At 68.5% G+C, this 23,174-nt stretch carries 20 protein-coding genes; 10 read left to right on the forward strand and 10 right to left on the reverse strand.

Translation table 11 applies throughout. The annotated features are described in order from the left end of the window. Nucleotides 1-62: 62 nt before the first annotated feature. The 4 genes from QRT08_RS01385 to QRT08_RS01400 all read right to left on the reverse strand — a co-directional run bounded on the left by QRT08_RS01385 (nucleotide 63) and on the right by QRT08_RS01400 (nucleotide 5,139). Complete coding sequence (locus tag QRT08_RS01385) at nucleotides 63-1,529, reverse strand: flippase (protein WP_286043788.1); 1,467 nt, start codon at nucleotides 1,527-1,529, stop codon at nucleotides 63-65. Nucleotides 1,530-1,584: 55 nt separating this feature from the next. Beyond that, nucleotides 1,585-2,676, reverse strand: coding sequence for a Gfo/Idh/MocA family protein (locus tag QRT08_RS01390; protein WP_286043789.1), 1,092 nt, complete (start codon nucleotides 2,674-2,676; stop codon nucleotides 1,585-1,587). A 76-nt stretch (nucleotides 2,677-2,752) separates the two neighbouring features. Further along, a complete protein-coding gene (locus QRT08_RS01395; RefSeq protein ID WP_286043791.1) occupies nucleotides 2,753-3,922 on the reverse strand; it encodes a beta propeller repeat protein in 1,170 nt (389 codons plus the stop codon). Further along, a complete protein-coding gene (locus QRT08_RS01400) occupies nucleotides 3,919-5,139 on the reverse strand; it encodes a prenyltransferase/squalene oxidase repeat-containing protein (RefSeq protein ID WP_286043793.1) in 1,221 nt (406 codons plus the stop codon). The genes QRT08_RS01395 and QRT08_RS01400 overlap by 4 nt, the downstream gene beginning before the upstream one ends. Before the next feature lie 120 nt (nucleotides 5,140-5,259). On the opposite strand from QRT08_RS01400, the gene QRT08_RS01405 reads away from it, so the two are divergent. Further along, the gene (locus QRT08_RS01405) at nucleotides 5,260-6,366 is read left to right on the forward strand and encodes a hypothetical protein (RefSeq protein WP_286043796.1); all 1,107 of its coding nucleotides are present in this window, start codon (nucleotides 5,260-5,262) and stop codon (nucleotides 6,364-6,366) included. On the opposite strand, the gene QRT08_RS01410 is transcribed toward QRT08_RS01405, so the two are convergent. After that, nucleotides 6,367-6,963 carry a DUF7344 domain-containing protein gene (locus QRT08_RS01410; RefSeq protein ID WP_286043798.1) on the reverse strand — a complete coding sequence of 199 codons (597 nt, stop codon included), beginning with the start codon at nucleotides 6,961-6,963 and terminating at the stop codon, nucleotides 6,367-6,369. Nucleotides 6,964-7,194: 231 nt separating this feature from the next. On the opposite strand from QRT08_RS01410, the gene QRT08_RS01415 reads away from it, so the two are divergent. The 3 genes from QRT08_RS01415 to QRT08_RS01425 are packed head-to-tail and all read left to right on the forward strand — an operon-like array spanning nucleotide 7,195 to nucleotide 10,151. Further along, entirely contained in the window at nucleotides 7,195-8,199 is a 1,005-nt protein-coding gene (locus QRT08_RS01415) for a glycosyltransferase family 2 protein (protein ID WP_286043800.1), read from the forward strand. Nucleotides 8,200-8,224: 25 nt separating this feature from the next. Then, on the forward strand, nucleotides 8,225-9,295 hold the full coding sequence (gene wecB / locus QRT08_RS01420; RefSeq protein ID WP_286043802.1) for a non-hydrolyzing UDP-N-acetylglucosamine 2-epimerase: 1,071 nt from the start codon (nucleotides 8,225-8,227) through the stop codon (nucleotides 9,293-9,295). Next, nucleotides 9,288-10,151 (forward strand): polysaccharide deacetylase family protein, encoded by an 864-nt coding sequence (locus QRT08_RS01425; protein WP_286043803.1) that lies wholly within the window; start codon nucleotides 9,288-9,290, stop codon nucleotides 10,149-10,151. The genes wecB and QRT08_RS01425 overlap by 8 nt, the downstream gene beginning before the upstream one ends. A gap of 26 nt (nucleotides 10,152-10,177) precedes the next feature. Here QRT08_RS01425 and QRT08_RS01430 read toward each other — a convergent pair whose 3' ends face one another. Then, entirely contained in the window at nucleotides 10,178-10,864 is a 687-nt protein-coding gene (locus QRT08_RS01430; RefSeq protein ID WP_286043805.1) for a CDGSH iron-sulfur domain-containing protein, read from the reverse strand. A gap of 133 nt (nucleotides 10,865-10,997) precedes the next feature. On the opposite strand from QRT08_RS01430, the gene QRT08_RS01435 reads away from it, so the two are divergent. Continuing rightward, nucleotides 10,998-11,996 (forward strand): GNAT family N-acetyltransferase, encoded by a 999-nt coding sequence (locus tag QRT08_RS01435; RefSeq protein WP_286043807.1) that lies wholly within the window; start codon nucleotides 10,998-11,000, stop codon nucleotides 11,994-11,996. Here the strand turns inward: QRT08_RS01435 and QRT08_RS01440 are convergent. Together QRT08_RS01440 and glmS are read right to left on the reverse strand one after the other, a co-directional pair. Beyond that, complete coding sequence (locus QRT08_RS01440; RefSeq protein WP_286043809.1) at nucleotides 11,985-13,550, reverse strand: CARDB domain-containing protein; 1,566 nt, start codon at nucleotides 13,548-13,550, stop codon at nucleotides 11,985-11,987. The two genes, QRT08_RS01435 and QRT08_RS01440, sit on opposite strands and share 12 nt — an antisense overlap. A gap of 143 nt (nucleotides 13,551-13,693) precedes the next feature. Continuing rightward, complete coding sequence (gene glmS / locus QRT08_RS01445) at nucleotides 13,694-15,475, reverse strand: glutamine--fructose-6-phosphate transaminase (isomerizing) (protein WP_286043811.1); 1,782 nt, start codon at nucleotides 15,473-15,475, stop codon at nucleotides 13,694-13,696. Between the two features lie 275 nt (nucleotides 15,476-15,750). Here glmS and QRT08_RS01450 point away from each other — a divergent pair, with 275 nt between their 5' ends. Then, on the forward strand, nucleotides 15,751-16,485 hold the full coding sequence (locus QRT08_RS01450) for a hypothetical protein (RefSeq protein WP_286043813.1): 735 nt from the start codon (nucleotides 15,751-15,753) through the stop codon (nucleotides 16,483-16,485). A gap of 7 nt (nucleotides 16,486-16,492) precedes the next feature. Here the strand turns inward: QRT08_RS01450 and QRT08_RS01455 are convergent, their stop codons facing one another. Beyond that, entirely contained in the window at nucleotides 16,493-18,106 is a 1,614-nt protein-coding gene (locus QRT08_RS01455; RefSeq protein ID WP_286043814.1) for an alkaline phosphatase family protein, read from the reverse strand. A gap of 376 nt (nucleotides 18,107-18,482) precedes the next feature. Here QRT08_RS01455 and QRT08_RS01460 point away from each other — a divergent pair, with 376 nt between their 5' ends. From QRT08_RS01460 to QRT08_RS01470, 3 genes are all read left to right on the forward strand, one after another. Next, nucleotides 18,483-18,947, forward strand: coding sequence for a helix-turn-helix domain-containing protein (locus QRT08_RS01460; protein WP_286043816.1), 465 nt, complete (start codon nucleotides 18,483-18,485; stop codon nucleotides 18,945-18,947). 176 nt (nucleotides 18,948-19,123) lie between these two features. Continuing rightward, the gene (locus QRT08_RS01465; protein WP_286043818.1) at nucleotides 19,124-20,392 is read left to right on the forward strand and encodes a polysaccharide deacetylase family protein; all 1,269 of its coding nucleotides are present in this window, start codon (nucleotides 19,124-19,126) and stop codon (nucleotides 20,390-20,392) included. Between the two features lie 320 nt (nucleotides 20,393-20,712). Then, nucleotides 20,713-21,636 carry an alkaline phosphatase family protein gene (locus tag QRT08_RS01470; RefSeq protein WP_286043820.1) on the forward strand — a complete coding sequence of 308 codons (924 nt, stop codon included), beginning with the start codon at nucleotides 20,713-20,715 and terminating at the stop codon, nucleotides 21,634-21,636. A gap of 38 nt (nucleotides 21,637-21,674) precedes the next feature. On the opposite strand, the gene gvpA is transcribed toward QRT08_RS01470, so the two are convergent. Then, nucleotides 21,675-21,938 carry a gas vesicle protein GvpA gene (gvpA, locus tag QRT08_RS01475; protein WP_286043823.1) on the reverse strand — a complete coding sequence of 88 codons (264 nt, stop codon included), beginning with the start codon at nucleotides 21,936-21,938 and terminating at the stop codon, nucleotides 21,675-21,677. Nucleotides 21,939-22,151: 213 nt separating this feature from the next. Here gvpA and QRT08_RS01480 point away from each other — a divergent pair, with 213 nt between their 5' ends. Further along, the gene (locus QRT08_RS01480) at nucleotides 22,152-23,135 is read left to right on the forward strand and encodes a DUF1616 domain-containing protein (protein ID WP_286043825.1); all 984 of its coding nucleotides are present in this window, start codon (nucleotides 22,152-22,154) and stop codon (nucleotides 23,133-23,135) included. The last annotated feature ends 39 nt before the right edge of the window (nucleotides 23,136-23,174 follow it).

Below are 23,174 nucleotides of genomic sequence, written 5' to 3' on the forward strand. Positions count from 1 at the left end.
GTGAAGATCCTTTCCACCCCGTAGCGGGAGGCTCCGTAACGACGTACAGCCGACGGTATACGCTAGCGCAGCGCCGAGACCGCCTCCCGGACGTCGAGCAGGCCACAGAGCGCCGACAGGGTCAGCCAGACGAGCCCGCCGAGGCCGACGATGGCGAACAGCCAGAAGACGTTCGTGATGTACGGCAGGAAGAATAGGACGACCCCGCACATCCCGGCGGTGACGAGACAGACGAGGCCGACGCTTCTCGCCAGTCGGGGGATCGAGAGGCCGAGTTCGCGGTGGATGATGTAGACGTTGAACAGCACCATGATCGTGAAACCGAAGACGGTCGAGATCGCCGCCCCGACCACGCCGATCCACGGGATCAGGAGCAGGTTGAGCAGGAAGTTGAGAACGGCCGTCGAGCCCTTCGAGATCGCGCGCGCCCGCGCCCGTCCGAGGAAGTCCAGCCCGTCGTTGGTGATCTTGTCGATCGCCTGGAGGACGACGAAGCCGCTCAGGACCTGCATGACCGGGACCGCGCCCAGGTAGTCGGCCCCGAAGACGAAGCGGATCGTCGGCTCGGCGACGATGACGAGGCCCGCGGCCGCGGGAATGTACAGGAGAACGACGTACTCGAAGGTGGTCTCGTAGATGCGCGCGGCCGACGCGGAATCGCCGCTCGCCTTGTGCTCGCCGTAGGTCGGCGCGACGGTGAAGCCGAGCGAACTCGCGGGCGCGATGACGAAGTCCGCGATCTGTTTCGCGAGCGTGTAGTAGCCCACGGCGACCGGCGTGAGGAAGACGCCGATCAGGATCGTATCCGCCTGCTTGTAGAGGACGTTCGCCCCGCCCGTGGCCGTGAGGGGGACGCTGTACTCGAGGATGCGCCGCGGGAGGTCGTGGCCGACCTCGCTCGCGCGCTCGTAGCCGCCGACGAGCCGGAAGACGATCACGAGTCCCGCCGCACACGCCAGCCCGTAGCCGACGATGTAGCCGAGCAACGCGCCGACGGCTCCGCCGCCGAGGGCGAGAAACAGCAGGATGAACGTGATGAGGCCCACGTTGCCCACGATGCCGACGGCCGCGCTCAGCGCGATGCGGTTGAACCCCTGCAGGACGTGCGAGAGGTACGTCCGCAGCGTCTCGAAGGCGATGTAGCCGAGTCCGAACACCAGCAGGGATGCGAGCGCGGGCTCGCCGATGAGGGCGGCGATCCGATCGTGAAACAGCGTGATCGTCCCGCCCACGAGCAGGATCGAGACGACGAGGTACAGAAGCGAGGTGCGGACGATGTGGGGCACTTGTCCGGGATCCTTCTCGCGGTACTCGGCGACGTAGCGAGCGGCGGATTTGGCGATGCCGAACTGGCTGAACAGCAGCGCGACCCCGAACACCGAGATGGCGAGAAAGAGCAGGCCGTACTCCTCGGGGCTGAGGAACTCCCGGGCGAGCAGGACGATGACCAGCCCGTTCGCGACGACGCGGACGCCCTCGGAGACGAGCTGCGCTTTCAAGCCGCCGATGATCTTCTGTGATACTGACATTGGAGATGCGGGTCGCCGGGAGCGAGGACGGCGCTTTCGCGGCTCTGCGGTCCGCTTATTCGGTCATCGCGATCGGGGCGGGCTGCTCTGCGGCCTCGCGAAGCGCCTCCATCAGCCGGATGGTCCACCGGGCCTCCGAGAGGGGGACGGGCATCGCGAGGTCGTGCTGGAGGGCGTAGGCCGTGCGGTCGATCTGGTACTTGTGGGGGTCGATCCTCGTTTTCGGCTCCCACTCGTCGCTGTAGTTCGCGTGGGCGACGAGCGCGGCGTTCTTCGCGAGGCCCGCCAGTTGGCCGCCGGCGTACTTCAGGCTCTGTTTGACCTTCCCGACCGTCGAGTCCTTGTACTCGCCCTCGACCTGGTGGACGACCTGCAGGATCATGTCGACGATCAGCGAGGCGTCCTCGCCGTGGACGTGGATCATCCGCTTGGGTGCGCCGCCGGCGAGCATCGTCGCGCTACAGAGCGCGCCCTCCTCGGTGGCGTACTGGACCTGCGCCGAGTCGTAGTCGAATCGGCCCCCGTAGTCGTCGTAGAGGCTCGTCTGCGCGCTGATGTCGTCCTCGCTGCGGGGGTAGCCCCCGGCCCCGAGCGTGAGGTACAGCGGGTGGGGAAGCCCCTCCTCGAACTCGCCACCGGGGAGGTCGAACACCCACGTCCCCCTGTTCGCCTCATCGGGCCGGGTGTGGCCCGTGTAGACGAGGTCGACGCCGCGGACCGCGCCGATCTCGCCCGACCGGATCCGCTCGCGGGCGTCGCGCATCGCGGGGTCGAACAGGTGCTGGTGGACCGGCGAGACGGGGACGCCGTGTTCCTCGGAGAGCGCCGCGAGTTCGTCGAGTTCCGCGACCGTCTCGGTGGTCGGTTTCTCGACCAGCACCGGAACGCCGGCACGGATCGCCTTCTCCGCGAGCGGGAGGTGGGTCTGGACCGACGTACAGACGTGGACCCAGTCGAGATCGACCGATTCGAGGAGGTCATCGAGGTCGAAATACGGGTCCGTGTCGTACTTCTCCGCGGCGGTCCTCGCCCGTCCCTCGTCGATGTCACAGACCCCGACGAGGTTCGTCCGGGGGTTGCCCTTCAACGCCGAGAGGTGGCTGTCCGAGACTTCGCCCGCACCGATCACCGCTGTGTCGACGGCCATGGTCGCTCGCACCATCACCGGTTTCGCGCATTGTTATGGGCGACTTACCCCGCACCGGGCGTCGACTCCCGGTTTCTCACTCGCCGACGACGGGGTCGGTCGTCGCCGCCGACAGCGCGGCGAACCGCGAGGGCGGAATCACGACCAGCGAGCCGTCCGCACTGGCCGTGTTGTACGGGTTCAGCACCACGCCGCGCTCGGGGTCGGCCGCGAGGTGGACGTACGCGCTCGACCGGGGGAAGACACCACAGGGATTCCAGAACTCGCCGAGGGTCCGGCGACGGCGGTAGGCGGCGAGTTCGTGCCACTCGGCAAAGTTCGACGCCGATGACGCGGCGACGACCCGCGCGCGTCCCGAGGCGTCGTTTCTCGGACTCCCCGGTGGAGCCGTCGAGTCGCTCCCCGGTTCGACGCTCGTCGAGAGGACGACCCAGCGCTCGTCGTCGACGTCGAGCGCCGCGCTGTAGAACACCGACTCGCCGAGCGTGTGGACAGTTTCGGGCTCCGGGTTCGACCTCCCGACCTCGGTTCTATCGAGCCTCAGAACGTGGTTCTCGGGCGAGTAGACGCTGTCCATCCCCCAGAGGACGTGGGTAGGAGTGAAGGCCAGTTCGACCGCGCGCCAGCGCTGGCTGCCGCCGCCCACGACCTCGAAGACCCCCTCGCGAAAGCGGCCGATTCGACACGCCTCGTCGCGGTCGCCGGTCGTGATCCAGAGGTCGTCGGTGTAGGGGTCGGACCGGACGGAATGGAGGTGGCGCACGCCGGGAAATTCTCCTACTATCTCCCACGTCCAGCCGTCGTCCCGCGAGCGAAGTAGTTTTGGAACCGTCCCGTGATCGAGGGGGTACTCCCCGAGGTAGACCTCACCCGCGTGGCGACACACGGCCGTCGGGAGGACGCCCTTCGGCCCCGAGGAGTCGGGAAGCGTTCGGCGAACCGACCACGACCTTCCTCCATCGTGCGAGGCCAGCAGCCACCGCCCGGTCGTCGAGAGCAGTGCCGTCTCCGAGAGCCGCCAGACGTTTCCGGCCGAAAAGGCCCCGACGACCCGTTCGAGCAGCGGCTTCCACGGCTCGCTGCTCACGAGTCCGTGTCGGAGGCGCTCCGTTCCGGCCGCCGGGTTCGGGATTCGACCGACTCGATCGAATTTCCCACGCCCCTCCGAGCCCTCCCGCAGGAGCGTCCCGTTCGCGGTGGCGTCGATCCGTCCGTCGGAGATCCCCTCGAGTTTGACGCGGGTCATAGCCCGCAGACGGGCGTACTGTCGGGGACCTCGCGCTTCAGGAGGTACGACGAGATGGCGTAGGCCATCCACGCCTGACACCAGCGCATCAGCGTGATCCGCCGGGTGTAAAAGCGCTGTTTCCGGTAGTAAAAGCGCCCGCCCCCGGCGTAGAGGTTTCCGAGCGCCCAGTCGATGATCCGCCCGGCGAACTCGAGGTCGTCGAGCGCGGTGAACACGAGGATCCCCTGCGAGACGGCGTGGATGTCCTGTGGGTACGTCCGGGTCTCGTCCCAGTTGGGCGAGCCGTCCTCGTTGAACAGGACCTCGCGGTAGAACTCGCTCGAGCGGTCGATCGACTCCCGGTACCGCTCGGACCCGGTCGCCGCCGCGTACCGGAGCAGACACTCGATGATGAACCCGTTGTGGTGGCCGTCCATCGAGAGGTGCGAGCTCTCGGGCGGGTCGCGGTACATCCAGCCGCCGATCTCCGCCTGACAGCTCACGACGTAGTCGAACAGTCGCCGCGCCATCTCCAGTAGCTCGTCGTCCCCGAAGTGATCGCCCAGGTCGGTGAGCGTCCGCGCGCCGAGCGCCACCGCGTTGAGCGTGTAGTAGTCGTCGCCGTGGGTCGGGACGTACTTCATGCGGGCGGTGCCGTCCTCGCGCGTGGTGTATTCGAGTTCGTTTCGGACCCACTCGGGGGTCGTCCGCACCGCCTCGGGGTACCGCTCGTCGAGATCCGCCGCCGAGAGCAGCGCCTGGACCGCGTAGCTCGTCGAGACGACGTCGGGGTCCTCGGGGCGGCCGACCCGATCCAGGTGCTGGATGTAGTGGCGGTGTCCGCCGCAAAACCCGCTGTAGCCCTCGAGCCGGTTGTCGATCAGCCAGTCCAGCAGGTCGATAGCCTCGGCCTCGTAGCGTTCCTCGTCGAACAGGCGGGCGGCGTTGCGGTTCGCCATCGCGAACAGCGCCGTCCCCTTGTAGTTACGGCGCTGTTCGACCAGCAGGTACGGCCGGATGTTCACGGGCGCGCGCTTCACCGTCTCCTGGACCGCGAGGTTGAGCCACTTGTTCTCGACGGGGATCCCACGGAGGACGAGACTGCTCATCCCGTCACAGTAGTCCCAGCCCCGGTAGTCACGGACCCGCGAGTACCGGAGCGTCTCCTCGAGCAACTGCGAACCGAGATCGGTCGACCGACCGCGCGAACGCTCCAACGTCCCTTCCTGTAGCATGGCTGGGAACTCGGTGACGAACGGGCTTGTTATGCCGTCCCTACTCCCGGGGTGGAACGTTCCCGGGAGGAAAGGTGGCTCTAATTACGGTGATCCGACGCCAAATCACGACCGAACGGCATGAAGTACGTCTTCTTCACCAACACGCCGGCCCACGTCCACCTGTACAAACACGCCGTCGAGCGTCTCGCCCGGGCGGGCCATCGCGTCCGCGTGCTGGCGCGCGATTACGGCTGTACCATCGACCTGCTGGAGTACTACGACCTGCCGTATCGGGTCTACGGCTCCTGCGGGACGACGAAGTACTCGTTGGCGCGGAACCTGCCGGGCCACTACGCGCGGATCCTCCCGTTCGTCCGGCGGTTCGACCCGGACCTAATCTTTGGGATGGGGGCGTATGCGGCCCACAGCGGGGCGCTCTCGCGCACGCCGACCGTCCTCCTGCTCGACTCCGAGCCGACGTCGCTCGATCACCTCATCTCCCGGCCGTTCGCGCGGGCGATCCTCACCCCCGACGCCTTCCGGAAGGAACTGGGGAAGAACCACTACCGATTCGCGGGCTACAAGGAGTGTGCGTACCTCCACCCCGACGTGTTCACGCCGGACCCGGCCATCAGAAAGGAACTCGGCGTCGAAGCGGACGAACCCTACGTCATCCTGCGGTTCAACGCCTTCGGCTCGCACCACGACGTGAGCCACTCGGGGTTCACCCCGCGGGAGCGATACCGACTCATCGACCGCCTCGCGAGGCACGCGACGGTGTTCGTCTCCGACGAGGGCGGCACGCTCGACCTCGATCGAACGGCGGGCAGGCCGTTCGACGCCCACCCCGCGCTGCTCCACGACGCGCTCGCGGAGGCGCGACTGCTCGTCGCGGACTCCCAGACCATCGTCACGGAGGCCGGCCTGCTCGGGACGCCCGCGATCCGTTCGAACTCCTTCGTCGGCGAGAACGACATGGGCAACTTCATCGAGCTCGAACGCGCCGGCCTGATCGAGAACGTCGCCGAGTTCGAGGCGGTCCTCGATCGGGCGCGCGACCTGCTCTCCGATCCGGCCGTCCCCGAGCGGATGGCCGAGCGCCGCCGCGAGTACCTCTCCACGAAGGTCAACCTCACGGACGTGATCGTCGACGTGGCCGAAAAGGGGGGGAACGTCGCGCGGGTGGGGCAGGTCTCGAAACCGGGATCGCTCTCGGAAACGGCCCGACACCCGACGAACGGCTGATCACGTCCGTCGCTGGGTTCCGTGGAGGAACGCGACCGCGAGAAACAGGACCGCGCCCAGAAACGTCAGCGAGAGCAACGACGGGGCGGGGACCAGCCCCACCGCGACCGCCCCGCCGACGGCGGCGTAGGCGAGAAACAGCCGGAGGTAGTACGTCCGCCACGGGACCTCCCGTTCGGTGGGCGTGTCGAGATACGGCAGCAACTCCGTCGCGGCGGGGCCGGGTGCGATCCGCTGGGCCTCCTGGTCGTACTCGATCGCGTCCGCCTCGTCGAGCATCGGGAGGTGCGTCTGGTACAGCGAGACGTACACTCGGCGACACTGCTGGTTGTCGAGTTCCCCGATCGGGACGCCGTTCTCCGTCGCCGCGATGTGCTCGACGAGTTCCTCCATCGAACAGGGTCGGTCGCGGCGGTGGAGGAACTCCATCGTGTAGCGCCGCCGCGGGTTGTAGAGGATCTCGAAGACGTCCTCGTCGCTCAGCCGGTTCGTCGAGAGCAGGAACCGCGACAGCGGTGCCGGAACCGACGGGAGACGCTCCTCGCCGTCGATCCGTTCGTCCGACTCCTCCTCCGAGGAGAGCGTTTTCCCGATCATCTCGGCGTACGTAACAGCCGATCTACACCTTGTTATGCCACCGATACACGCGGAGTAACGCCGCGCTAGATCCGCCGGGGCTCGACGCCGACCCCGGCACGCGGACAAGGGGTGGATAACAACGGTCCGTCGCCGGCAACGAGGCGCATGCGACAGGGGAACTGTCGGCGGTTCCGGCGGAGGACGCCGGCCGCCGACCGAGCGCGCCCCGCTCGCTGTGCGGAGGTGACCATGTACAAGGGAAAGAAGATCGGCGTGGTGGTTCCGGCCTACGAGGAGGAGGGGTTCGTCGGCGGGGTGATCGAGACGGTGCCGTCGTTCGTCGACCGGGTGTACGTCATCGACGACGGCTCGACCGACGGCACCTGGCGGGAGATCCGCGAGGCGGCCCGCCGGGAGAACGACGCCCACACCCGGGCGATGACCAGCGGCGGGACGGCCGTCTTCGAGCGGCCGGTCGTCCCGCTGCGAAACGAGAAGAACCGCGGCGTCGGCGGGAGCATCAAACACGGCTACGCCCGCGCGCTCCAGGACGACATCGACGTGGTGGCGGTGATGAACGGCGACGGGCAGATGGACCCGGCGATCCTCGACCGGATCGTCGACCCGGTCGTCGAGGGGCGCGCGGACTTCGCGAAGGGGAATCGCCTCCTCTTTCGGGAGTTCCGCGAGGGGATGTCGCGCTGGCGATTCTTCGGCAACTCGATCCTCACGCTGCTGACGAAGGTCGCCAGCGGCTACTGGAAGACGATGGACCCCCAGAACGGCTACACCGCCATCTCCGCGGAGACGCTCGAGACCATCGAGTACGAGCGCCTCTACGAGGACTACGGCTTCTGTAACGACATGCTGATCGCGCTCAACGTCCGGGGGATGCGCGTCGCGGACGTGGCGATGCCGGCGCGCTACGGCGACGAGCGGAGCACGATCGTCTACTCGCGGTTCGTTCCGCGCCTCTCGAAGCTCCTCGCCCATCGCTTCCTCTGGCGGCTCAAGGTCAAGTACCTCGTCTTCGACTTCCACCCGTTCGTCCTCCTGTACGGGTTGGGGGCGCTCGCGAGCGCGCTCGGCCTCGCGGCGCTCGCCCAGTCGGCCCGGAGCGCCCGACGCGACGGGGCGTTCGACCGCCTGCTCGCGTCGCTGTCGTTGTTCTTCGGCGGCGCGGCGATGCTCGTCGCCGCGATGACCGTCGACATGCGCGAGAACGAGCACCTCGAGGAACAGATCCACGAATGAGACGCGAATACGGATTCGACTTCGAATGAAAGTACTCAACGTCATCGGAACGCGGCCACAGTACATCAAACTCTTTCCCGTCTGTCGGGAGCTCAAGGGGAACGGCTACGAGAACGTCATCGTCGACACCGGCCAGCACTACGACGAGACGCTCTCGGGCGTGTTCCTCGAGGAACTCGACATCCCCGGCGTCGACTACGACCTCGACGTTCGCTCGGGATCGCACGGCGAGCAGACGGGGCGAATGCTCGCCGAGATCGAGGACATCGTCGAGGCCGAATCGCCCGACGCCGTGATCGTCTACGGCGATACGAACTCGACGCTCGCGGCGGCGATCGCCACCGCGAAGCTCCCGCCACGGCTCACGCACGTCGAGTCCGGAACTCGAAGCTACAACCGGTCGATGCCCGAGGAGCTCAACCGGGTGATGACGGATCACATCTCGGACGTGCTCTACGCCCCGACCGAACAGGCCGTCGAGAACCTCGCGCACGAGGGGATCACCGACGGCGTCGTGCTGACCGGCGACGTGATGTACGACGCGATCCGGTGGGCCCGCGAGTACGTCGCCGATCGCCCGGATCGGGGCGTCCTCGCGGACCTTCCCGTAGAGTCCGGCGGGTTCGTCCTCGCGACGGTCCACCGACCCCGGAACACCGACGACGGCGAGCGCCTCCGGCGAATCCTCGCGGCCCTCGACGAACACCCGCTTCCGGTCGTCTTTCCGGCCCACCCGCGGGTCCGAAAGCGGATGGCCGAACTGGGTCTCGACGCCGAGTTGGGCGAGGACTTCCACCTCATCGAACCCGTCGGCTACCTCGATTTCGTCCGCCTGCTCGACGGGGCCGAACGGGTCGCGACGGACTCGGGGGGCGCCCAGAAGGAGGCGTTCATGCTCGAGACGCCGTGTGTCACCCTGCGCGAGGAGACCGAGTGGGACGAGACCGTCGAGTGTGGCTGGAACCGACTGGTCGGCGCGGACCCCGACCTGATCCGCGAGGCGCTCAGGGAGAACGGCGAGCGCCCGCCCCAGCCCGACCCCTTCGGCGACGGCCGGGCCGCGGAACGCATCGTCGCCGCCCTCGACGATGACTGACCCGGGGGAGTTCGCGGTCTGTCTCACCCACGACGTGGACCGGCCGTACAAGACCTACCAGTGGCTCCACGACGCGATCACGGAGCGCGACCCCTCCCACGTAGGACGCGCGCTCGCCGGGGAGAACCCCTACTGGAAGTTCGAGGAGCTGATGGGCCTCGAGGAACGTCTGGGCGTTCGCTCGGCGTTTTACTTCCTGAACGAGCCCTCGCTGTTCGAAAAGCCCCCGCGTCAGTGGGCCGGCCCGAGTCGGTGGCTCGAACACCTCGGGCGCTACGACGTCACGGCTCCCGAAATTCGGGAGGTGATCCGCCGGCTCGATCGGGGGGGCTGGGAGGTCGGCCTCCACGGCTCGTACGACTCCGCACGCGACGAGGAGCGTCTGCGCCACGAGAAGGGCGTGTTGGAGGGCGTGCTGGGCCACCCGATTCGAGGGGTGCGCCAGCACCACCTCCGGCTCGACCCCCCCGAGACGTGGCGGATCCACGCGGCGATGGGCCTCTCCTACGACACGAGTCTGGGATCGAGCACCACCTGCGGGTTCTCACACGGGTACCGCCCGATCCGGCCGTTCGACGACGACTTTCTGGTCTTCCCGCTGACGATCATGGAGGTCGGCCTGCCCGCGGACACGGACGAGGCGTGGGACGAGTGCGAATACCTCCTCGAGGAGGCCCGCGAGAACGACGCCGTGATGACCGTCCTCTGGCACCCGCGGTACTTCGACGACCGGGAGTTCCCCGGCTACCGGGAGCTCTACGAACGACTGGTCGAGCGCGCCATAGAGATGGGCGCGTGGGTGGGCCCGCCGGGTGAATACTACGACCGGTTGCGAGCCGACACGGCCGCGCCGTAGTCCGCGGCGGCAGGCGCGGATCGGAATCAGAGGCGCTCCTCGCCGGTTCGGTTCACTTCGCCAGTGTCCTCGCCGGTGAAACCGACCTCGCTGTGGGTGCCGTCACAGAAGGGCTTCGAGCTAGAGGACCCGCACCGACACAGCGCGGTCTCGGTGCCGGTGTGGCTCTCCCCGTCGGCACCCTCGATCTCGAACGACCCGCTGACCGTACACGGGCCCGAGGGGACCGGCGTCAGGCGGAGGGTGTCGTTCGGCGCGTCCTCGTCGGTCACCGCCTCTCCGTCGTCGATCGTGCCATCGTCCGCGAAGTCGATCTCCGCGTGGCTGTCGTCACAGAGCGGCTTGTTTCCGGAGGCCCCGCACCGACACAGCGCGACCCGCGTGTCCGAAAGCAGGGGCTCGCCCTCGGGGGTTTCGATCTCGATCTTCCCGTGGAGGTAGAGCGGGCCGTCGGGAACGACGCCGATGCGGTTTACTTCCGGGATCGGCTCGTCGACGCCGTCGGTTTCGACGTGCAACGCGCCGGTCGGACAGTCGAAGACCACCGACGCCACCTCCTCGGAATCGGCGTTGTCGGGCTGGATCCACGGGCGCTCCTCGGGGTCGAACACCTCGGAGAGCCCCTCGACGCACGCCTTGACGTGGATACAGCGGTTCACGTCGTAGGTCACGTCGACCTCCTCGCCGGCGTATCGGTGGACGTCCTCTTCCATCGGGTACGGGTTCCACGGGGAGCGACATATACCCACCCGTTCGGCGTTCCGAAGTCTCGCCTCGGTCGAGAACGCCGCGAAAACGGGGTAAGACCCGGATAACAATCCCCCGGTCGGCGGAGATACGGGTAGGATGAACGTCGAACGTATCGACCTATCGGAGTGGGGGGCGATGCTCCCGAACGAGGGGGTCGAGGTCTTTCACACACCCGAGGCGCTCGCCGTGCTCGACGACCACGCCGAGGGCGACCTCCACCTGCTCGGCGCGAGAAAGGGCGAGCAACCGCTGGCGCTTCTGGCCGCCTTCGTCCGGCGGAACGCGCTCGGGACGACGGTGTTCTCGCCGCCGCCCGGGATGGGCGTCCCCCGCCTCGGCCCGATCCTCATGCCGACCAGCCCCAAGCGCCGCAAACGCGAGAAGCTCAACCGAGAGTTCACCGCGGCGGTCGTCGAGCAGCTCGTGGGCGACGGCTCGCGAACCCTGTTTCGCATGGAGTGCCCCGCGGGCTACGACGACCCACGACCGTATCTCTGGGCCGACTTCGAGGTGAGCAACGCCTTCACCTACGTCCTCGAAGTCGACGGCGACTCCGACGCGCTGCTCTCGTCGTTCAGCAAGAGCCTCCGCCGGGAGGTTCGGGACGCGATGGACCTCCCGATCGAAATCGACATCGAGGAGACGGCGGGCGCACGGGCGGTCTACGAGGACACCCGCGCGCGCTACGTCGAACAGGACGAGCCGTTCCCCCTCGAGTGGCCCTACGTCCGGGACCTCGTCGAGGCGCTGGACGAGCGCGCGCGCGTCTACGTCGCCCGCGATCCCGACGGGGAGTTTTTGAGCGGGATCACCGTCCTCTACTCGAACGACATGGCGTACTTCTGGCAGGGGGGTGCCCGCGCGACCTACGACGGCGTGAGCGTCAACAGCGCGCTCCACTGGCGGATCGTCGAGGACCTCGCGACCGATCCCGACCTCGACGGCGTGAAGAAGTACGACCTGATGGGCGCGAACACCGAGCGGCTCTGTCGGTACAAGGCGAAGTTCTCCGCGGACCTCGTTCCCTACTACGTCGTCGAGTCGAACGGGGCGGCCATGACGCTCGCGAAGACGGCCTACTCGCTACTCCGGTGACCGGCGCCACCACAGCGCCAGCCCGACGAGGACGATCACGCCGACCCCGACGGCGAGGTAGCCGTTCGATGAACTCCCTTCCGATCCGACTCCGCCGGGCACGGCGGATTCGTCGCCCTCGACCTCCAACTGCTGGGTCTCGCCGGCGACCTCGACGGTGTGGGTGCCGGGCGAGTCGACGCGCTGGGTGAACGTGACGGTCGTCGTCTCGCCGGGTCCGAGCGTCACCTCCTGTGAGTCGGTCACCTCGCCGAAGACCAGCAGTTCGACCGGCCGCGTCTCGGTGACGTCGGCGGTGTTCTCGACGGTCGCCGTGACCTCGACGTTCTCGCCGGCGTCGATCCGCTCGCGATCGAGCGAGAGTTCGGTCGCCTGGATCGGCGACTCGTCGAGCACGACCGCGAACTCCCCGCCGCCGTCGGTGGTGCTCTCGAAGGAGTGAGCGACCTCCGTCTCCCCGGCCGGTTCGGTGGCGGTTCGCTCCCAGCCGTCCCCGGTTCGCTCGTAGACAGTGACGTTGCTGGCGGTGGCGTCGTGGCCCGCGAGCGTCGCCTTCTCGACGCTGAACGAGAACGTGAGGTCGCTCACGCTCCCCTGCGAGCCGGTGTCGTCGACCGTCAGCGTCGAGAGCGCCGTGGCGTTCCCGTCGATCTCGGGGCCGCCCTCGCCGGCGCTCATCTCGACGTCCACGTTCGACGGGCCGGTGAGCGTGTTCTGCCCGGTCGCGGCGAGCGACAACCGCTCGTACTGGATGCCGTTGCCGACGTTCGCGGGCGGGCGAAGCGAGACCGTCTCGCCGCCGGTGTCCTCGACGGTGGCGAGGATGCCGCCGTCGGTCAGGGCGTAGCTGACCGTCGGGTCCCCGCAGGTACCGGACCGGATCACGAGCGGCTGATCGAGGCTCCCCATCGCCACCCTGTCGGGCCGGTCAGCGTTCCCCGAGAGGACGTGCATCTCGGCGACGCGTCCCTCCGGCTGGAAGGTGCTCTGTTGGGCGTTGAACGCGGGGTCGATCGTCACCTCGAAGTCGTCGCCGAGGCCGGTGTAGACCCCGCCGTCGGTCCTGTCGGGCCCCCAGAGCCAGGCGACCTCGCTCCAGACGTCGCCGTGGTTCCAGACGTCGTCGATGTTCTCGCTGTAGTCGTCGTCCTCGACGGTCCACTCGCCGCCCGCCGGCAGGCCGACGATCTCGAACTCGGCCGCGCCGCCGTCGGTGCCGCCGCCGAGTCGGTCGTGGACGATCACGAGGCTCAGCCCGTCCGGCCCCTCGTAGAGGAAGATCGAGCTCACGTCGTTTCGCTGGAGGTCGGTCGTGCCGTGGGAGCTGTAGGCGTAGTCCGCGTCGTGGCTGGCGTGGCTCCGGTAGTCGTACAGTTCCGCGGCCGTCTGCCCGCCCGACAGCGGGGTGATGACCTCGCACTGTGCGCCCTGCTCGACGACGTACGAGCCCTGCTGGGCGGCGACCGGCTGGCTCGCGGGCACCGCCCCCGCGAGGACGACCGTCGCGACGAGCGCGAGCGCCAGCAGCGTCGCGCCGACCGGTCTCGCGGTCATGGCGAGCGCGACGCGGGGCGCTCACGGCGGTCGTCGCTCCTGTCGATACGCGAGGGTGGTTCTGACGTCATCGTACTGACGTATCCGTGCCGGGGGATTGTTATCCGTCACCTACCGCCCGAGCGGGCGCGTGCAAGCGCCGCCTACTCGACGGTGACGCTCTTCGCGAGGTTGCGCGGCTTGTCGATCGGACGACCCAGGAGCGCCGCCGCGTGGTACGAGACCAGTTGGAGCTGGACGTTCGCGAGCAGGCCGGCGACGATCGGCGAGGACTCGGGAACGAAGAGGACGTCGTCGGCCTGTCTGAGAACCTCCTCGTTCGAACCGTCGGTGATCGCGACGACGGTCGCGCCGCGGGTCTGGGCCTCCCGGACGTTACCAAGGAGCTTCTCGTCGTTTCGGCCGGTGAAGACCGCGAAGACGACGCTCGCCGGGGTGACCAGCGCGAGCGGGCCGTGTTTGAGCTCGCCCGCCGCGAAGCCCTCGGCGTGCTCGTAGGAGATCTCCTTGAACTTCAGCGCGCCCTCGAGCGCGACCGGATAGCCCACGCCGCGCCCGATGAAGAAGAAGGCGTCCCGACCCCGGTAGCGCTCGGCGACGTCGCGGCTCCGGGAGGTGTCGAGGATCCGCTGGATGCCCTCGGGAAGCGAGTCGAAGGCGACGGGCTCGCCGGGCGAGTCCTCGCCCGCGAGGTGATCCGCGAACAGCGAGAGCGCGACGACCTGCGAGGAGAACGTCTTGGTGGCGGCGACGCCGATCTCCGGGCCCGCGCGGATGTACAGCGCGTCGTCACAGACCCGCGAGGCCGACGAACCCACGACGTTCGTCACCGCGAGGGTGCGCGCGCCCGCCCGCTGGGCGGTCTCGATCGCCGCGAGGGTGTCGGCGGTCTCGCCGCTCTGAGTGACCGCGACCACCAGCGTCCCCTCGCCGACCGGGCGCTCGTGGGTGGCGTACTCGCTCGCGAGGTGCGTCGAGGCGGGGATGCCGCGCTCGGCGAAGACGTAACTGCCGTACAGCGCGGCGTGATACGAGGTGCCACAGGCGACGAACTGGACCTCGTCGACCCCGTCGAGGAGTTCCGGGTCGAGGTCGGCCAACCCGTCGCCGGAGGCGTGACACTCCAGTATCTGGCGGATCGCGGTGGGCTGTTCGTGGATCTCCTTGAGCATGTAGTGGTCGTAGCCGCCCTTCTCGGCGGCCTCCGCGGTCCAGTCGACGGTCCGGACGGGCCGGTGGACGACCTCGCCGTCGTCGGTGATCGTGTAGCCGTCGGGCGTGGCCCGCACGGCGTGGCCGTCCTCCAGGTAGACAACGCGGTCGGTGAACTCGAGGAACGCGGGCACGTCGCTCGCGACGAACAGCGCGCCGTCGGCGATCCCGAGCACCATCGGGGAGCCGTTTCGAGCGGCGTAGATGGCCCGCTCCCCCTCGTGGACCATCGCGAGCGCGTAGCTCCCCGAGAGGTCGTCGACCGCCGCGTGGAAGGCCTCCTCGGGCGAGCGGCCGGTCGAGAGGTACTCCTCGATCAGGTGCGGGACGACCTCGGTGTCGGTGTCGCTTCTGAACTCGTGGCCCGACTCCTGCAGGCGCGCGCGCAGCTCGTCGTGGTTCTCGATGATGCCGTTGTGGACGACCGCGAGCGAGCCCGTACAGTCGGTGTGCGGGTGGGCGTTGACGTCGGTCGGCGGGCCGTGGGTGCTCCAGCGGGTGTGGCCGATCCCGACCCCGGCGCTGAGTGCGCGGCGGGCGACGTGGTCGACGAGTCGGTCGATCTCGCCCTCGCGCTTCACCACCTCGACCCCGTGGCCGTTACACAGCGCGATCCCGGCCGAGTCGTAGCCCCGGTATTCGAGGTTCGAGAGCCCCTTCAGGAGGCTCGGGACGGCGTTCCCGGTCCCGACGCGGGCGATGATTCCACACATCAGTTCTCACGTCCTGACACCCACGTCGGCCGTGGCTCGGTTCGCGGTCGGGAGGGCTCGATCGTCTGCGGGGAACTAGCGGGTCTCATCGGTCGATACGTCCCCGGTTCCGGTCGAGGGGCCATTGGTATCGTGTGATTATACGCCGACAGGGGGTGCAGAACGAATAGGCCCGCCGTACCGGGCCACGGCCGAGCGGAAAGAAGGGAATTACTTGGCCGCGGGGGGTCCTGAGGGTGAGTATGATTCACGAGTGTGACGTGTCACCACCGGCCGTGAGGGCAGTCGACATCGCGACCCGGACCGGCGCTTCGGTCTGGCTCGAAACCGAGGGCTACCGCCGGGGCATCGAACTCGCCGTCGCGCACCCCGACGTCGATCCCGACTCGATCGCGTCGATGGTCACGCTACCCGAGGCGGACGGGAGGAACGAACCGGACGCCATCGCCCCGGCCGCGATGCTCGCGGAGATACAGCGGGCCGCACGGCGGGGGTGGGTCGACCTCCCGTACGAGTCGCCGGCGTTTCAGGGGCTCAACAAGCTGGTCGCGTGGGCGCTCTCGGCGGGCGGCGTCGAATCCGACTACACGCCCTTCTTCGAGGTGGGCCACGGGGTCGACTACGAACGGCTGGATCGTGCGTTCGAGCGGATCGGCTGTGACTACGAGGCGGTCGGCGGGTCGGCGTCGACACCCCGCGTCCGGCCCCGCGAGGCGGCGACGACGCTCGGACGGGTGCTCGTCACCCTCGGCGTGCCAATCGAAGAGCCCAGCGCGCTGACGACGCTGCCGGCGTACCTCGCCGAGTGTCCCGAGCCACTCCGGCGGGCGTTCGCGTACACCTACCTGCACAACCGCCGGTCGTCGGCGGAGCCGCCGGCCCCCGAGCGAAACTCGCCGGCGTTTCGCCGCGCGCTGGCGGCGTTTCTGACCCGCACCCTCGACGCGCCGGCGACGGTCACGGACGGTCGGGTCGTTCTCGCCGGCGAGACGGAGGAGTGTCGCTCCTGAGCGCGCCTCACTCCAGATATCCCAGTTGCGAGAGGCGATCCTCGACCGCCCGCGAGTCCGTCCGGCGGCGATCCCCTTCAATATCGGCGTACCGCTCGGTGCCGACGGCCTCGACCACGGGGAGGACCCGCCCGTCCATCCGCTCGTCGCGGGGGACCCCGAGCGAGGCCAGAACGGTCGGCGCGACGTCGAACAGGTGCGCGTCCGTGAGATCCGCGCCGGAATCGATCCCTTCGCCCGTCGCGGCGAACAGCCCGTCGCGCTTGTGGTTCCAGGGCTCCTCGGGATCGCCGAACGGCTCGCCCAGCAGGCGCGCCGAGATGAACTGTTCGTAGTCCTGCGGGACGGCGACGACGTCGACGGCGTGTTCCACATAGGGCCCCGAGAAGACCTCCTCGCGGGGCGCGACCGTCTCGAAGACGGGGTCGCCGTCTGGCGTCCGCACGGCCGAGAGTTTCTCGACGAGGTCCTCCCGGACCGACTCGTACTCCTCGGGGGCGACGACCCCCTCCGGCTCCCGTCCCGCGAGGTTGATCCGGACGCCCAGTTCCGTCCGCGAGCGCATGTACGCCGCCGACCCGGCGAAGTCGACCTGCTCGGTCGCGGCCCGTATCAGGTCGGCGGGGACGACCCGCGCGACGGACTCGGCGAGCCCCACCCGGTCGAGCAGTCGATGGGCCCGCTGGCTGGTCAACCCGACGCGCGCGCCCGCCAGCACGGCCCGCGAGAGGGCGCTCTCCACCAGCGCGCCGGTCCCCGGGGACTCCGTTCGCGCCCGCTCGTGCTCGTGGATCGTCCCCCACGAGGGCATCCCGCCCTCGCGCCCCGAGACGGCCTCGACGTAGCCCTCGCGGCGGAGGAACTCGTTGACGCGGAACTCGTACTCCTCGTAGGGCCCCATCCCGTGGTCGCTGACGAGGAAGACGGTATCGGGGTCGGTAGCCCCGAGGACCGATCCGACCTCCCGGTCGACCGCGCGGTAGACCGCCTCCACACCGCGGGAATCGCCCGCGAGTTCGTGGAAGACCGTGTCGGTCGACTGGAACTCGACGAAGCCGAACTCGGGGTCGAACTCCCGACAGAGATACCGGAACGCGGCCCCGCGCGAGGCGATCAGGTCGCGGTAGTTCGCGATCGCCTCCTCGGGGTCGACGCCGCTTCCGTGGGGCGGGTAGACGCGGTACTCCCCGATCGCCTCGCGGATCTCCTCGAGGATCCCCTCGGGGTGACACGCGGGCTCCTCGGGGGCGGTGTAGCCCGGCACGATCGCGCCGTCGATCTCGCCCGGCGGGTGGGTGACCGGCACGTTCACGACGACGCTGCGCAGGCCCCGCTCGGAGAGCACCTCCCAGATCGCGGGAAACCGGACGTGCGTGGCGTTGATCACGTCCCAGTCGTAGCCGTCGAACGCGAGGAAGTCGAAGACGCCGTGTTTGCCGGGGTTCACGCCGGTGTACAGCGAGGGCCACGCGCTGGGCGTCCACGGCGGGATCTGCGATTCGAGGGGCCCGCTCGCGCCCGCCCCGATCAGTCCGGCGAGGTGGGGAAGCGCCCCCCGTTCGATCAGCGGGTCGACGACCCGCGAGCAGGCGGCGTCCAGTCCGATGACGAGCGTCTTCATGCGTTGTGATCAACTCTCCTCGCACGCTGGGGGGTCCGCGGGCATTGTTATGGCCGGTGTACGCGGGGTAGATCGCACATACTCCGGGCGATCGGAATCCGCCGGACGGGGCGTCGTCGAAGGACGTCGGTTTCGATGGAGAGGGGAAAGAGTTAATTAATCAACTGGTGATAGGGCTATGTGGACGCGCGGTGATGGGTCGGATCTCGGACCGCTCCGACGGTACCGGCCGTCGGCGTTCCGTGACGAACCCGGCCGCGAGACGCGGTTCACGGCGAACCGACTCCCACCACCCGGTATCGGTCGTCGCTGCCCGGCGATGGCGGCGGCCGATGGACGAACCGCCCAGTGACCACGCCGCCGAACGAGACCATCAATGACCGAGAACGACCTCATCTACGGATCGGCAGAATCGTCGACGAACACCGCGACACCGACCGGCTGCTCGGACCTCCTCGACGCGCTGGGCGACGAGTCCGCGCGGGCGATCATCAGGGCGGGAGCCCGGGGGCCCGTCACCATCGAGGACCTCCTCTCGGCCTGTGACGTCTCCCGGACGACGATCTACCGCCGGGTCAACGAACTCGTCGAACTCGGCCTGCTCGAGGAGTCCATCACGTTCACCGAGGACAGGAAGCGCCAGCGCCGGTTCCGGACGGCGTGTAACTGGATCTCCCTCCACGTCGGCGAGAACGGACTCGAAGCGCGCCTCGGTTCGGACGGGTCGCTCACCCCGTTCGACGAACTCCTGCTCGACGAGTCCGTCCTCCAGATCGCGCTCAGCGGGAAGGACGTTCGCTTCGAGATCGAGACGGCGAGCAGCGACGACGCGACCGAGTAACGCACCGATTGTTCCGTTCAAGACACATATACCGATACTGACAGGGCTGGAAACGCGACCGTGTCCCGACTACCGCATCGACGTGGCGACGAACGAACAGCGAGACGATCCGACCGTCACCGGCCCACGGGCGAGCGAGGGCGGCGGTACGATGCACGCGACGGGGGCGAGCACGGATGGGGGTGAACCGCCGTCGGTTCCTCGTCGCGTCCGGCGTCGCCGGTCTCGCGGGCTGTACGGGCCACCTCTTCGACATCGGACCCGACGAGGGCGAGCCGAGCGGGGACGACGACCCGTCGTCGCCGCCGGGGGACGGACCCACGGACGACGACCACGACGAACGCGACTCGGGTGTGGAGTCCCTGCTGGAGTTCGAGGACCTCGACCCGTGGGAGGCGACCGCGGGCGACCTGTCTGCCGACGCCGGGGCGGAACCGGGGTCGGGGTCGGCGCGGATCGACGTCGGTCCCGGCGAGGAGCGGGCCCGGATCGAGCGCCCGCTCGAACTCGACCTCTCGGAACACCGCCTCGCGATCACCTGTCGGGTTGACGCGGGGGGCGCGCCCTCCCAGTCGGTCGACGTCATCGTGGAGGACGCGGCCGAACACAGCCTCCGGTTCCGCACGCGGGTGTTCGAGACCGGGTCCGAGGCGGGGTTCTACCGGCTCCACGCCGGCACGTACGACCTGCGCACCGCCGAGGCCCCCGATCTGGGGGAGATCGAGCGCATCCGGATCCAGGCGGGGTTCGAGAGGGTACCGGAGGCGACGCTCTGGCTGGACCGACTGGAGGCGCTCGCGCTCCCCGAGACGCCGAAGCTCGTGATCCAGTGGGACGACGGCCACGAGTCGCAGTACACCGAGGCGTTCGAGATCCAGTCGCGCTACGGGATCCCGTCGACCTCGTTCGTGAACACGAACAGCATCGGGGCGGACGAACGGCTCGACGTCGAGCAGATGCACGAGATGCGCGAGGCGGGCTGGGAGTTCGGGAGCCACCTGATGGACCACGTCCACCTCGCCGAGACCGACCCCGCCGAACAGGAACGCCAGATCACCGGCGCGAAACGGTGGTTGATCGACAACGGCTTCGAGGAGAGCGCGGAGTACCTCGCGTACCCCTACGGCGAGTACGACCAGTCGAGCTACGAACTGGTGAGCGAACACCACACGATCGCGATGGTCGGCGGCGAACCCGGATACGGGCTTCCCGTCAACGGCGCGCACGTCGGCCGGTCGTCCGAGCGAACCCTCGCGGGCGTGCGCGCGTACCTCGATCACCTCACCCACTGGGGCGGGTTCGGCGGGCTGTTCTGGCACGCGATCCCGGACGAGACGCCGATCGAGGAGTTCGACGCGATCATGCGCCACGTCCACGACCGCGAGGCCGCGGGCGAGATCGACGTCATCACGCTCGGCGACCTCGAACGGCTGATGGCCGAGTAGGACCCGCCGATCGCGGAATCGTCGCTCGCGCACGAGGTCGCCCTCCAGTCGGCTATCGAGCGACACGACGGGCTGCATACCGGTGCCGCGAGATATATATCCCTCCTAGCAAGGGCTATAACACGGTTCGTCGTAGCCGCGAACGGCGAGATGAGATACCGATCAGCGACACTCCTCCTCGCGGTGGGGACTGGAGTGATCATACTGGCCGCGGGTACGGAACGGACCGAACGATCCGAGGGGGGATACGACCTCCGGTACGTATCGATCGACCGGGACCGTGGCGGTGGCGCGATCGCCGCGACCGGAGGGGCGTGCTGATGTACTCCCGCTTCGAGATCCGCCGGGCGCTCGCGAACCCGGTGCGGATCGGCCTCGAGTGCAACCGACTGTACCACCGGCGGGGCTATCGGCGGGCGTACAACCACGCGGGCGTGGACGTCTTCGCCGAGGACTGGGACTCGATGATCCTCCTCGACGCGTGTCGGTACGACCTCTTCGAGCGACGCTCGACGCTGCCCGGAACGCTCGAATCGCGCACCTCGCGCGGGTCGGGCACCGCCGAGTTCCTCCGGGGAAACGTCGCCGGCCGCGACCTCCTGGATACGGTGTACGTGACGGCGAACCCGCAGCTGTATCGGTACCGCGAGGACCTCGACGCGACGTTCCACGACGTGATCCACGTCTGGATGGAGGAGGGCTGGGACGAGGAGTACGGGACCGTCCTGCCCGAGACGACGACGCGGTACGCGCTGGAGGCGGCCGAGCGCTACCCCGATAAGCGACTGCTCGTCCACTACCTCCAGCCCCACTACCCGTTCGTCGGCTCGGAGACGACCTTCGACAAGGGCCACGTCGAGGACCCCGACGGGGGCGAAGACGTCTTCTGGATCCGCCTCATGGACGGGCGACTCGACGTCGACCGCGAGACGGTGTGGGACGCCTACGCGAGGAACCTCGACCTCGCGCTCCCGCACGTCGAGTCGCTCGTGGAGGCGTTCGAGGGCCGGACGGTCGTCACCTCGGATCACGGGAACCTGCTCGACGAGCGCGTCTTCCCGCTGCCCATGCGCGTCTGGGGCCACCCGAAGGGGATCCACGTCGAGGACCTGGTGAAGGTGCCGTGGCTGGTCCACGAGACCGGAAACCGAAAGGAGGTCGTCGCGGATGCCCCCGTCTCGGAGGGCCGAACCGTCTCGGAGGACGTAATGGAGGGCCGCCTCGAAGCCCTCGGCTACGTCTGATCACGGCTCGCCGGGCCGACTCGCCGGGCCGACCCCGGCTACACCTGCTCCTCGCGGGGCGTGATCTCGATCTCCTCGAGGGCCTCGAGGGTCCCCTCCTCCTCGGCTCGTTCGATCTTCGATATCTCCCTCGCGTAGTGGAGGAAGGTGTCGACGGAGGCGATCACGACGCGGGCCTCGATCGTGAGGATCTCTATTCCGACGAGCGAGACCCGTATCCAGATGTCGATGACGACGCCCTTATCGAGGATGCGATCGAGCACCTCCGCGAGACTCGACGTGTGTGGTCTGTTCGAACTCATGGTTTCTCCCCACCCGATACGACGGCTCCCCTCCTTACTGTTTGCCCATCCCTAGCAAGGAGGTGGTCGGCGGTTCGTTCGTGGCGGTTCGTACCGACGACCCGCGTGGTACGGCGGGCATACCACCGGTAAGGGATCAATAACGAATCACGTCGGTCGCCTGCTCCCGGCCATGTACCGAACCGTCCGAGCGACGAGCGGGACGATCCGACCATGACGCGCGCGAAGCGAGCGAGGCCTCCGGATCGCCGGGTTCCGGCGGACGTGCCGATCGTCGCGGCGTTCCTCCTGCTCGCGAACGGGATCATCGCGTTCGCGCCGTGGCAGGCCCTCCACGTCGTTCCGGGCCTGGTGCTCCTGTTGTTCGTTCCGGGGTACGCCCTCTTGACCGTCCTCTTTCCGGGCCGACCGGACGCCGACCACTCGATCGTCGGCGGGATCGACGGGGTGGAGCGGGTCGCCCTCTCGTTCGGGCTGAGCGTCGCGCTGGTGCCGCTGCTCTACCTGATCGCCTACCTGTTCGGTCGGCTGAACCCGCCCTCGACGCTCATGCTGTTCGGCGTGCTCAACGGCTTCGTCGTCCTCGCCATGCTCCTCGGGGTGGTCCGACGCAAGGAGCTGTCCCCGGCGCGCCGGTTCGACCTGCCCGCACGCGGGGCGATCGCACCCGAGGTGGCCGACCGGCGAACCGATCGGCGCGGCTTTCTCGCCGATATCGCCCTCGGAGGGGCGGTCGTGGCCGCCGTCGGGAGCCTCGCGTACGCGATCAGCGACCCCGGCGACGGCGAGCGCTTCACCGAGTTCCAACTCCTCTCGCGGACGGGCGGCGGCGAGTACGTCGCGGGCGACTACCGGACGGTCCTCACGGCGGGCGAGCCCCAGTCACAGATCGTCGGGATCGAGAACCACGAACACGTCCGGACCACCTACACGGTCGTCGCCGAACTCCAGCGGGTCGACACCGAGGGCGACTCGGCGCGACTCCTCGAGCGCGGCGACCGCACCGAACGAACGGTCTCGGTCGCCCCCGGCGAGTCGGCCTACCTCGAACAGGGGGTCACCCCCGACATCGTCGCGGAGAACCTCAGGCTGGCGTACATGCTCTATACGAACGCGTCGCCGATCGACGACCCGTACCGCGAACTCCACCTCTGGGTCGACGTCTACGAGCCGGGAACCGAACCGACCGGGGCGTAAGCGCTCGATAACTAACCCGACACCGGCCGACGATCCGCG

This window comes from Halalkalicoccus sp. NIPERK01, from assembly GCF_030287405.1.
Lineage (GTDB): Archaea > Halobacteriota > Halobacteria > Halobacteriales > Halalkalicoccaceae > Halalkalicoccus.

Excerpts from the sequence above, each read along its gene's own strand:
- glmS (WP_286043811.1), bottom strand. The coding sequence starts at position 15,475 with ATGTGTGGAATCATCGCCCGCGTCGGGACCGGGAACGCCGTCCCGAGC.
- wecB (WP_286043802.1), top strand. The coding sequence starts at position 8,225 with ATGAAAGTACTCAACGTCATCGGAACGCGGCCACAGTACATCAAACTC.
- QRT08_RS01480 (WP_286043825.1), top strand. The coding sequence starts at position 22,152 with ATGACGCGCGCGAAGCGAGCGAGGCCTCCGGATCGCCGGGTTCCGGCG.
- QRT08_RS01440 (WP_286043809.1), bottom strand. The coding sequence starts at position 13,550 with ATGACCGCGAGACCGGTCGGCGCGACGCTGCTGGCGCTCGCGCTCGTC.
- QRT08_RS01415 (WP_286043800.1), top strand. The coding sequence starts at position 7,195 with ATGTACAAGGGAAAGAAGATCGGCGTGGTGGTTCCGGCCTACGAGGAG.
- gvpA (WP_286043823.1), bottom strand. The coding sequence starts at position 21,938 with ATGAGTTCGAACAGACCACACACGTCGAGTCTCGCGGAGGTGCTCGAT.
- QRT08_RS01385 (WP_286043788.1), bottom strand. The coding sequence starts at position 1,529 with ATGTCAGTATCACAGAAGATCATCGGCGGCTTGAAAGCGCAGCTCGTC.
- QRT08_RS01395 (WP_286043791.1), bottom strand. The coding sequence starts at position 3,922 with ATGACCCGCGTCAAACTCGAGGGGATCTCCGACGGACGGATCGACGCC.
- QRT08_RS01425 (WP_286043803.1), top strand. The coding sequence starts at position 9,288 with ATGACTGACCCGGGGGAGTTCGCGGTCTGTCTCACCCACGACGTGGAC.
- QRT08_RS01460 (WP_286043816.1), top strand. The coding sequence starts at position 18,483 with ATGACCGAGAACGACCTCATCTACGGATCGGCAGAATCGTCGACGAAC.
- QRT08_RS01390 (WP_286043789.1), bottom strand. The coding sequence starts at position 2,676 with ATGGCCGTCGACACAGCGGTGATCGGTGCGGGCGAAGTCTCGGACAGC.
- QRT08_RS01405 (WP_286043796.1), top strand. The coding sequence starts at position 5,260 with ATGAAGTACGTCTTCTTCACCAACACGCCGGCCCACGTCCACCTGTAC.
- QRT08_RS01400 (WP_286043793.1), bottom strand. The coding sequence starts at position 5,139 with ATGCTACAGGAAGGGACGTTGGAGCGTTCGCGCGGTCGGTCGACCGAT.
- QRT08_RS01410 (WP_286043798.1), bottom strand. The coding sequence starts at position 6,963 with ATGATCGGGAAAACGCTCTCCTCGGAGGAGGAGTCGGACGAACGGATC.
- QRT08_RS01465 (WP_286043818.1), top strand. The coding sequence starts at position 19,124 with ATGGGGGTGAACCGCCGTCGGTTCCTCGTCGCGTCCGGCGTCGCCGGT.
- QRT08_RS01435 (WP_286043807.1), top strand. The coding sequence starts at position 10,998 with ATGAACGTCGAACGTATCGACCTATCGGAGTGGGGGGCGATGCTCCCG.
- QRT08_RS01430 (WP_286043805.1), bottom strand. The coding sequence starts at position 10,864 with ATGGAAGAGGACGTCCACCGATACGCCGGCGAGGAGGTCGACGTGACC.
- QRT08_RS01470 (WP_286043820.1), top strand. The coding sequence starts at position 20,713 with ATGTACTCCCGCTTCGAGATCCGCCGGGCGCTCGCGAACCCGGTGCGG.
- QRT08_RS01455 (WP_286043814.1), bottom strand. The coding sequence starts at position 18,106 with ATGAAGACGCTCGTCATCGGACTGGACGCCGCCTGCTCGCGGGTCGTC.